Here is a 10,358-nt window from a genome sequence, read left to right as displayed (position 1 = left end):
CGGCTGTGCTGGCGACGACGTTGATGTCGCGACCGGCATCGAGCTTCAGGTCGCCGCCGGTTTTCACTGTCGACGCGAGGTTTTCCACGGTGGTGGTAATGACTGAGCGATGGCCGCCATCGAACGATTCGTGGAGTTCGTCTTCGTCGCGTGTCGCCAACAGGTTGATGTCGCGCGCTGCACTCAGGCTGGCGTCACCGCCGCTGCTGATGGCAGACGCGTTGGTCAGATCCTGTCCGGACTTGATGGTCAGGCTGTCGCGAGCGCTGATGAAGCCGCCGTCGTCGACAAGGGTGCGCATGCCGCTGCCATCACGTACAGCGATGGCGGTGCGATCGTTGACGATATCGCCCTTGAGTGTCGTCAGTTCGACCTGATTGCCGCGGATTTCGCCGGCCAGTGCGTTGCGGATGCTGTCGGTGGCCATGAGTTTGATGCGCTCATCGGCTTCGACCAGACCGCCCTGATAGAGACTGCCCTTGACGTCGACGGACACGTCGTTGCTGGCCTTCAATGTGCCGACGTTGACCAGATCGCTACCGGCCAGCATTTCCAGATCTCGGCCCTGAATCAGGCTGCCACCGCGCACGTTGCGCGACTCGGCCTGCGCCAGATACAACACCGGCACCAGCACTTTCTGGCCGTCGACGATGCGCTCTTCCATCCAGACAATGTCGTGGGTCAGCGCAGCGACCTGCGCCGAGGTCAGGCTGACGCCGACCGACAGGTTCAGGTGGTTTTTGCTGGCGAGCGCGTTATCCATCAGATAACGAAATTGCTCGTAGTCGTTCTCCAGGCCACCGGCGAGAAAACGCTGGCCGGTCTGGGCCATGACGGCGTCGCTGATCAGCCGCGATTCATAGCGACCGTCACCGAGGCGACGCGCCGCTTCATCGGCGCTGAAGTCGAGCTTGCCGAGCAGGTAGTCGGAGCTCATGAACGCCGTCGTCTGAGTCAGCTCTGGGTTGGTTTCGATCAGATAACGGCTCTGCGGATTCGTGCTTTGCACGAACATGCCGTACGGGCCTTTCGGCAACCGGAAGGTCGAGGAAGCCGTCGGGTCGACTGCGGCGAACGGCACACCTTTGAAGTCCACCGGTGTGAAGCTGATCTGCTTCACGCCATCGGCGTCGACATGCTCGATACGGGTAACGGATCTGGAGGTTTGGGCGACAGCGTCGGTGCTACGTTTGCCCAGGTTGATGTTGATGCCGCCGACCGCGTCTGTCTGGTCGCTGGCCAGGGAACCTGTCAGTTGACCATAAGTGTTGTCGTATAGCGTGCCGTTCTGGATGCTGTTGGTGACGTCGAGCTTGACCTTGCCGCCGGCCTGCATCACCGCAGCGTAAACGGCGTTGCCGTTTGCATTCCAGGTGGTGACGTCACTCATCAAAGAGAATCGCGAATCACTGGAGCGACTGATCAGTTCATCGAACCGCGCCTGATCGAAGTTGCCGGCCGCGGTAGCCGCGTTGAACGCCGGAACATCGACGAACTCCATCTTGTCCCAGAGGCTGTTGTCGATACGCCCAGGGGTGCCCCTTTTCACCACGCGCGTCCCCGAACGCGACTCCGCGCCCTGGTTCAGCAGGCTGTCAGCCGTCACGGTCAGGTCGCCGTTGGCGGCCAGCAGGCTGTAACGGTTTTCAACCTGGTTGGCGTGGATGGTGAAGTTCTTGCCTGCCACGAATCGCGCCGCGCGCGAGTCCTTGAGCACCTCGTCGTTGAATTGGGTAGTGATGGTGATGGTGCCGCGCTTCCAGCCATCACCACCATCGCAGTGCTGACCGCACACCCAGCTCAAACTGCCGGACGACTGACCGGAAGTCAGCTCGAACTCGGCTTTGGCGTTTTCGAAGGAAACCGCGTTGATATCGACGTCACCCTCGCCTTCGATGGTGCCCGACAAGTTGCTGAACAACGCCGCGCGCCCGCCATCGACAGCGTCGAAGCTCATGCTGCCGCGGCTGTAAATATCGCCGTAATAGTTATTCAGGCTGTTGCCGTGCAGCTTCATCGTGCCGCCGCTGAACAGCAGCGTGTCGGCATCGTTGTAGAGACCGTTGGCGGCGGTGAATTCGAGATTGCCTTGGGCGCCGAGGGTGCCTTTGTTATTGATCCGTGCCGCCGTCACCGTGAGGTTCTGGTTGGCGATCAGGCGACCGAGATTGTCCAGTGTGCCGCGCAAGGTCATCACGGTGTCGCCGCCGCTAACCAGTCGCCCGTCCTGCTGGATCACGTCGTTGGCGCTGATCGTGAGTTTCTGCTGCGCGGAGACTTTGCCGCTGTTGAGCAGATTGCCGCCGAGGGTCAGCGCCAGATCGCCGCCGCTGAGCAATTGTCCGGCATTGTTCAGGTTGGCCACGTTGAGGCTGAGCGCCGAAGCACTGGCGATCCGTTCGCCAGCATTGAGCGTCAGGTTCTGCGCACTGGTGTAGGTCAGCCCGCCGTTCAGTTGCCAGGTACCAACACCGTTGACCGAGCCGACATCCCATACACCATTGCCCAGCCCGGTGAGACTGCCCTGGTTGTTGGCCAGTTGGCTCACATCCAGGTCGAAAAGGCCCTGCGCCGCGTGGCGCACATTGCCGCTGAAGTTATTGATTTCGGCACCCGACAGCAGCAGGTCCTGACTGCCGATTTCGATCACGCCGCTCTGGTTGTTCAGATTGCCGGTCAACTTGATCTGACTCGCAGCGCCACCGAGGGCGCGGAGCTGGCCACCGGCGCTGTTATCCAAGCCGTAGGCAGTCAGCTTGAGGCTGTTTGCCGATTCGATCAGGCCGCCCTGATTGAGGACCTGCCCGACGGCTTCGAGCCCCAGCTGATTACCGCTGATCTCGCCGCTGGTGTTGTCCAGGCTGGTACCAGTGAAGATCACCTGATCCTTGCCGAACATCTTGCCGGCGCGGTTAGCCAGGCGCGTCACGGTCAGCGTCAAGTCATCAATCAGGCTGGAAATCAGCCCGGCCTTGCCGCTGGCTGCACTGTTGTCGAGGTCGGCACTGGTGATGCTCACCGAGTCGGCTTGCAGCGTGCCGCCCTGGTTTTGCAAATTGCCGTTGTTCAGCGCCAGTTCGGCATGGCTGCCGTTGGCCAGAATCACACCTTGCTGATTGAGCAGTGTTTTGCCAGTAATCTTCAGGCCGTCGCTGCCAGCGATGATCTGCCCGGCAGCGTTGTTGTTGATCCAGGCGCTATTGATGTCCAGGCGCTTGCCTTGCAAGGTGCCGCCCCGGTTATCCAGCGAGGTCAGTTGATCAAGGAGCAAGCGCTGTGCGCCAGCGTCGACCAGACCGGTGACGTTGCTGAAGACTCCGGCAATGTTGAGGACGACATCGCCGCCATTACCGACGATGCCGCCCTTGTCGTTGTTGCCAAGTTGTTTGGCATTGATGTCGATAGCGTTGCCAAGCAGGACACCGGCGCTGTTGTCGACCTCGTCACCGTCGATGTGCAACTGACCTTCGCTCTGAATCCGGCCCTGTTGATTCAGCAGTTGCGACTGGCCCGGCGAGGTTTGCTTGAGGATCAACCGCGCGCCATCGGCACCTGCGGCCAACAACCCGTTGGCACGGTTATCAAGGCTGGCCGCGTGCAACTCCAGGCCGTCGGCGATCATCCGCCCGCCACGGTTGTCGACGTGTCCGTCCTTGGCCAACACCAGCAATTGCCGGGCGGCGACTACACCGCCACGGTTATCGACAGAGCTGGCACGCAGTTCCACATCGCCTTTGATGGATTGCAGACGGCCCAATGCGTTGTTCAAGTGCTGCTGGACGTGGAGCGTCAGTTGCCCGGTTTCGGCGCTGAGCGTGCCGTCGTTGTTGCCGGTCAGATTGCGCAGGTTTGCGTCGACGATGCCGCCCAAAAGTTGGCCGCTGGCGTTTTGCAGATCTTGCGCGGTCAGGCTCAGGCGATCGGTCCCCTGGATCAGGCCAAGGCTATTATCCAGGTCTGCACTGGAAACCACGCTGTCATCGGACGAAATCGTGCCTTGCGTATTATCCAGCGTGCCGCGACTGGCCACCTCGAGGTTTTTGCCCGTCAGACTTGCGTTGCGGTTGTTGATGCTCTGCGCAGTGATGGTCAAGCGATCCGAGGCTTGCACCTTGCCGTCGTGGTTGTCGAAATCCTGCATCAGCGTCAGATCAGCAGCACCGTTTTCCGCGCTGATCACACCCTTGGCGCTGTTATCAAGGCGAGTGGCCGTGACGTGAATGGCGTCGGCAGCCAGCGTCCCACCCTGATTGAGCAACTCCCCTCCCGACAGTGCCAGTGTGGTTTTCGCCTGGATCTTGCCCGCGCCGTTATTCAGACGTTCGCGGGCGACAACCTTGGCCTCACCGTCGCTGGCGCCGATCAGGCCGCCGCTGTTGTCCAGTTGACGGGCGTCCACGTCGAGGCGACCGGCGATCACTTTGCCGCCGGTGTTTTTTACCTCCTGAGCATTGAGCTTGAGGCTGCCGCCGGCGATTTCGATACGGCCCTGACGGTTGTCGATACTGTCGACCACCAGTGTTGCCGCTTGCCCATCGGCGAAGCGAATCAGGCCGCTGAGGTTGACGATGGCCGGCGCGCTCACGACCAGACGGGTTTCACCATACACACGCGCATTCACACCTTGGTTGACCAGGCGCGCCGCGTTCAGAGTGAGGTCTTGAGCCTGCACGGTACCGTTCTGGTTCTCGAACGTGTCGGCTGCGCTGGCGTGCAATGTGCGGCTGGCCAGAACGCTGCCACTGTTGCTCACCGAAGCACTGTTGATCGACAGATCACCCTTGGCGTTGCGGCTGTTGTCTGCGTTCACCCCGGCTTCAATCACACCAGCGTTGGTCAGCCTGCCGCCGCTGCTCAGGCTGACGCTGTCACGGGCAGCGAGGCTTTGGCGATTGATCAGGTCTTCGGCGGTTTGTACGGTGACCTGCGTACCGGCATAAACCGCGCCCTGGGCATCGAGACTTTTGGCCTTTACATCGACGGCATTACCCGCCGTGACTTTGGCCAGGGTCAGTTGGCCCTTGGCGTCGATCCGGATGTCACCTGCGCTGGCGGCAAGATCCCCTGCCAGCTTCACGCCAACGCCCTGCTCGGTGCCGACCAGTTTGATGGCGCCGGCATACATGCCGCCGAGCGCCGAGGAGTCGATGGCCAGTTGCGGTCTGGCGCTGCCGTCATCGGCACGGGCGGTGGCGCTGAGCGTGTCGGCGTTGACGTCGTTGCGGCCGGTGGTGATGTTCAGGTTTTTTGCGTGGATCTGTGCATTGATCTGCGCACTGCGGGTAATGATTTCGAAACTGTCGACGTTGCTCGCATCAAGACCGACGCCGTCAATCGAAACGCTTCCCTGATCGACCTGAAAGCGCTCCAGGCGACCGTTGTCGAGCACCGGTTTACCGGTGGTCAGCGTGACACGTGGCGTGTTGATGAAACCGCAACCGTTGCAACTGATGCCGTAAGGATTGGAAACGATCACCCGTGCCGATTGCCCTGCGACTTCGGTGTAGCCGCGCAACTGGCTCGGGCTGCCGCCATTGACTTCGTTGAGGATGGTTTGTGCCGCTGCGCCACGCAGGTTCGGGTTGCCGAGAATGATCCCGCCCAGTTGCGTCTGTTGCATGCGGTCGGCGGCGTTGTTGAGGATGACGCCTTGCGCACCGACGTTGTAATCGTGGAAATGGTTATGCGACAGGCCACTGCCATTGGGCGCTGCGATGTTGACGATTGGCACGCCATTGCCGGCGCGATCCAGACTGGTGCCGGGGGCACTGACAACGATGCCGTCCGCCTGCGCCCACACCGGTTGCCAGAACATGACGTTCGCCAGCAAAAAGGCCAGACCACGCTTGGGCATGCCGCAGAATTGCTCGCGCTTTTTTACGGCCGCAGAAGGTTGGCTGGCCAGGAAGGCCAGGTGGCGAATGTCCATATCAGAATCTCGAAGCGGGCAAAAATTAAATGAAGAAATCCAGGCGGAAATAGATCGGCGCTTCACGCTCGGTCAGCGCGTCCGGTCGTTCCAGGGAATGCGCGAAAGTCACGCTGGCGGCCACATGCTGACCACGTGCGAACAGCTCCAGCGAGTTGCTCGACATGCGTCCGTGCTGATCGCCGTTGTAGCGATCGCCGCGAATTACGCCCTGGTCGTAACCGAGGCTGGTGCCGTATTCGGCGAACACCGGTTGCAGCCATTCGGCCGTCACCGGGCGGCTCCAGCGCAGGTCGTTGCGCCAGTAGCCACCACTGTCGCCGGACAGCGATTGATCCTTGTAGCCGCGGATCGACGCCGAGCCGCCGAGGCTGGTGCGCTGTGGGCTGAACAGCACGTCTTCGCTGCGCTGGCCGGTCATCAGGCTGCTGAAGCTGAAGGACTCACCGAGCATTTTGAACGGCTGCAAATAGCTCAGGGTTGCGGTGTATTTGCGATAGCGTGCGTCCGGTTCGCCGGGACCGGGATCGTGACTGCCCTGCGCATCGAAAGCACCAATGCCCTCCTGCACGCCAGCGTCGAAGTTGACGAACGCGCTGCCGACACGACGGCCGTGGTTGAAGCCGAATTGCGCTTCGCTGATGCGATTGCTGCTCAGTTTGAGTTTGCTGTCTTCGATGAAGTTGTTGCTGCGCAGGTACGAAAGTCCCGCACTGAGGGAGGTCTTGCTGACCGCGTCGCGATGGATCACGCGTTCGGCGCGCAACTGATGGTTTTCGCTGTCGCCGGTCTGCTTGAAGTTGTAGCCGTTGGCGGCGATCTGCGAGCGGTACTCGCTCTGGCTGTAGGTGTAACTGAACGTCCACCAGCCCCACGGCAGGCTGTAATTGAGCATGGCGTTGTTGGAAGTGTGCTGGTGATCGGTCATCGCATCGTGACCGCCGCGCAGGCTCAGCTGGTCGGCCAGACCCAGCGGGCTATCCCAGTCGAACGATGTACCCCACTGCTGCTCGCCGGTGCTGCGCTGACCGTCGTTGCTGCGCGACAGGCCGGCGCGCCATGGCTTCTGCGGCGTGTTGGTCACGCGCACCTCGCTGCCGCCGACATTCTGCCCCGGCGCCAGCTCCATTTTGGCCTGGTTGGACGGCAGGCGATTGAGCTGGTCGACCATCTGCTCGATCTCGCGCAGGTTGACCAGTTCACCGCTTTTGCCGGGAAAGGCCATGGCCAGTTCGCGATCCGAGAGCCGGCTGTTTTCCGCGCCCTTCATGCCTTCGAGCTTGCCTTCGACCACGAGCACTTTCAGGTGCCCGGCGGACAGATCCTGTTGCGGCAGATAAGCGCGGCTGGTGACCAGACCTTTTTCGATGTAATGGTCGGTGATGACTTTGAGCAGCTCGTTGAGCTGCGGCACGCCGAGGCATTCGCCGATATAAGGCTTGAGCAGACGCGTCTTCTCGCGCTCCGAGAGGCTGTCTGCACCTTTGAGTTCGATGTCCTTGATGTTGAAGCAGCGCGTATCGGCGGGTGCTGTCGGTTGCGCCGGTTTGGCGTCTTTGCCGGGCAGATCCTTGAGTTCTTCGAGGCGCCGCTGCTGCTCTTCGAGCAACCGGTTCTGACGTTCGCGGATCAGGTCGGTTTCACCGGGAGTGGGCGCGGCCCAGGCAGATTCAAGCGGAGAGAGGCAGAGCAGCGCCAGGCACAACCGCGCCGTGAAGGCGGGTGAAAACATGTTCGATCCCTCGACACAAAAAGTGACATCAAAATAGTGGCGCGATATTAGAGGGCCATCATTTTGACGTCAAACTTAAGTTTGTTCCGCTCATCGGGATTTGCCGCGCTTTCATACGGGTGAAACCAGCACCTGCGTACAAGTGACGGGCGCGTTTTGCGCGGATAGTGGCCGTTGCCCATTCGGCATCTATTCTTGCCACACACGATCACAAGGAGTTTGCATGAGCACCTTCAAAACCCAAGACGGCACCGAGATCTATTACAAGGACTGGGGCAGCGGCAAGCCCGTGCTGTTCAGCCACGGCTGGCCGCTGGATGCCGACATGTGGGAATACCAGATGGAATACCTGAGCAGTCGCGGCTATCGCACCATCGCCTTCGACCGCCGTGGTTTCGGTCGCTCCGATCAACCATGGACCGGCTACGACTACGACACTTTCGCCGATGACATCGCTGGCCTGATCAACCATTTGGACCTGCGCGACGTGACCCTGGTCGGCTTCTCCATGGGTGGCGGCGACGTCAGCCGCTACATCGCCCGCCACGGCAGCGAGCGCGTTGCCGGCCTGGTATTGCTCGGTGCGGTCACGCCGCTGTTCGGCAAGAAAGCCGACTTCGCTGACGGCGTCGACAAATCGGTATTCGACGGCATCAAGGCTGGCCTGCTGAAAGATCGCGCGCAGTTCATCGCTGATTTCAACGCGCCGTTCTACGGCACCAATCAGGGCCAGAAAGTCTCTGACGGCGTGCTCACGCAAACCCTGAACATTGCGCTGATGGCATCGCTCAAGGGCACCGTCGACTGCGTCACCGCGTTCTCGGAAACCGACTTCCGCCCGGACATGGCCAAGATCGATGTGCCGACTCTGGTGATCCATGGCGACGGCGACCAGATCGTGCCATTCGAAACCACCGGCAAGCAGGCGGCCGCGCAAATCAAAGGCGCCGAGTTGAAGGTCTACGCCGGCGCGCCGCACGGGTTCGCCGTGACCCACGCGCAGGCGTTGAATGAGGATCTGCTGGCGTTCCTCAATCGGTAATTCCGCCCGGCAAAAGCCGTAGTCAGATGCTGATGAACCAAGGCCCGCGCGATGCGGGCCTTGTGTTTTGCGCTATGGTATTTTTCTGCGTCCACTACCCGGAGAAGGAAATCCAATGCTGCGAATACTCGGCAAAGCCTCATCGATCAACGTTCGCAAAGTGCTGTGGACCTGTGCTGAACTGGACATCCCGTTCGAGCGCGAAGACTGGGGTTCGGGCTTCCAGTCGCCAAACACACAGGAGTTTCTCGCGCTCAATCCCTGCGCCATGGTGCCGGTGATCCAGGACGGCGATTTCACTCTCTGGGAATCCAACACAATCATTCGTTATCTGGCGACGCGTTACGGCGGTGCGCATTTGTATCCCGCTGAGCCTATTGCCCGGGCGCGGGTCGATCAATGGATCGACTGGCAGGCCTCGGAGCTGAATCGTTCGTGGTCATACCCGCTGATGGCACTGGTGCGCAAGTCACCGGACTATCAGGACCGGGATGCCCTGGCCGCCGGTTGCCGGGACTGGACGCGGAACATGGAAATCCTTGATCGCCAACTGGAGAAGACCGGCGCTTACGTCAGTGGCGAGCAGTTTTCCCTGGCGGACATTCCGATCGGGCTGTCAGTGAATCGCTGGTTCGAAACGCCGCTCGATCACGGGAATCTGGCTGCGGTGCGCGCCTATTACGATCGCTTGAATCAGCGCGACGGTTATCGTTTGTACGGGCGCAATGGCACGCCATAAAGATGCGCTCGATCAGGCTTGCTCACGCACCACGCCCCGCTCTTCAAGCAAACGCACGAACATGCTCAGACTGCGCGACACCGTGCCCCGGCGCCACACCAGCCACGTAGTCAGATAGCGGAAGTCCGCGGTCAGCGGCCAGACGCTGACCGTCGCGCTGCCGGGCATGCTCTGCAGCATTTTGCGCGGCATCAGCGCCAGTCCGGCACCGGCGCTGACGCAGGCGAGCATGCCGTGGTAGGACTCCATTTCGAAGATCTTGCCGGGTACGGCAGCGTCAGTGCTGAACCATTTTTCAAAATGGTGACGGTAGGAACAGTTGGAACGGAAGGCGTAGATATTCTCGCCGTTAACGTCCGCCGCACGTTCGACCGGTGAATGATTGAGCGGCGCGATGATGACCATTTCCTCCTCGAACGCCGGCACACCCTCCAGGGCCGGATGCAGCACCGGGCCGTCGACGAATGCAGCGGCGAGACGCCCGGACAGCACGCCGTCGATCATCGTCCCCGATGGCCCGGTGGACAGGTCGAGGTCGACCTTCGGGTGCTGCTGGTTGTACGCCGCCAACAGTTCGGGAATACGCACCGCTGCGGTACTTTCCAGCGAGCCCAGAGGGAACGCGCCTTGAGGTTCTTCCCCTGCCACCGTAGCGCGGGCTTCCTGCACCAGATCGAGAATACGCCGCGTGTATTCGAGAAAACTCCACCCGGCCGGCGACAGGCGCAGACGGCTTTTCTCGCGGATAAACAGATCGACGCCGAGATCCTGCTCAAGCTGTTTGATCCGCGTGGTCAGGTTCGACGGCACGCGATGAATCTGCGTGGCGGCAGCGCTGATGCTGCCGTGCTCGGCCACCGCTTTGAAGATTTCCAGTTGCACCAGATCCACAGTCATTCTCCAATCGTGAAGGAAA

At 60.9% G+C, this 10,358-nt stretch carries 5 protein-coding genes; 2 read left to right on the top strand and 3 right to left on the bottom strand.

Going from position 1 to position 10,358, the window contains the following annotated elements:
• Window positions 1-5,929, bottom strand: a 5,929-nt coding sequence (locus D8U82_RS06780; protein WP_130901926.1) for a filamentous hemagglutinin N-terminal domain-containing protein, incomplete at its 3' end; no start/stop codon positions are given.
• 25 nt (window positions 5,930-5,954) lie between these two features.
• Window positions 5,955-7,661 carry a ShlB/FhaC/HecB family hemolysin secretion/activation protein gene (locus D8U82_RS06775; RefSeq protein WP_130901925.1) on the bottom strand — a complete coding sequence of 569 codons (1,707 nt, stop codon included), beginning with the start codon at window positions 7,659-7,661 and terminating at the stop codon, window positions 5,955-5,957.
• A gap of 223 nt (window positions 7,662-7,884) precedes the next feature.
• On the opposite strand from D8U82_RS06775, the gene D8U82_RS06770 reads away from it, so the two are divergent.
• Entirely contained in the window at window positions 7,885-8,703 is an 819-nt protein-coding gene (locus D8U82_RS06770) for an alpha/beta hydrolase (protein WP_016775055.1), read from the top strand.
• 115 nt (window positions 8,704-8,818) lie between these two features.
• Window positions 8,819-9,442, top strand: coding sequence for a glutathione S-transferase (locus D8U82_RS06765; RefSeq protein WP_130901924.1), 624 nt, complete (start codon window positions 8,819-8,821; stop codon window positions 9,440-9,442).
• Between the two features lie 12 nt (window positions 9,443-9,454).
• Here the strand turns inward: D8U82_RS06765 and D8U82_RS06760 are convergent, their stop codons facing one another.
• Window positions 9,455-10,333, bottom strand: coding sequence for a LysR family transcriptional regulator (locus tag D8U82_RS06760; protein ID WP_038862196.1), 879 nt, complete (start codon window positions 10,331-10,333; stop codon window positions 9,455-9,457).
• Window positions 10,334-10,358: the final 25 nt, after the last annotated feature.

This window comes from Pseudomonas sp. Sample_23, assembly GCF_004307595.1.
In the GTDB taxonomy this organism is placed as follows: Bacteria; Pseudomonadota; Gammaproteobacteria; order Pseudomonadales; family Pseudomonadaceae; genus Aquipseudomonas; species Aquipseudomonas atacamensis.
Note: the sequence above shows the minus strand (reverse complement) of the source record. Positions and strands in the feature narration are given on the sequence as shown.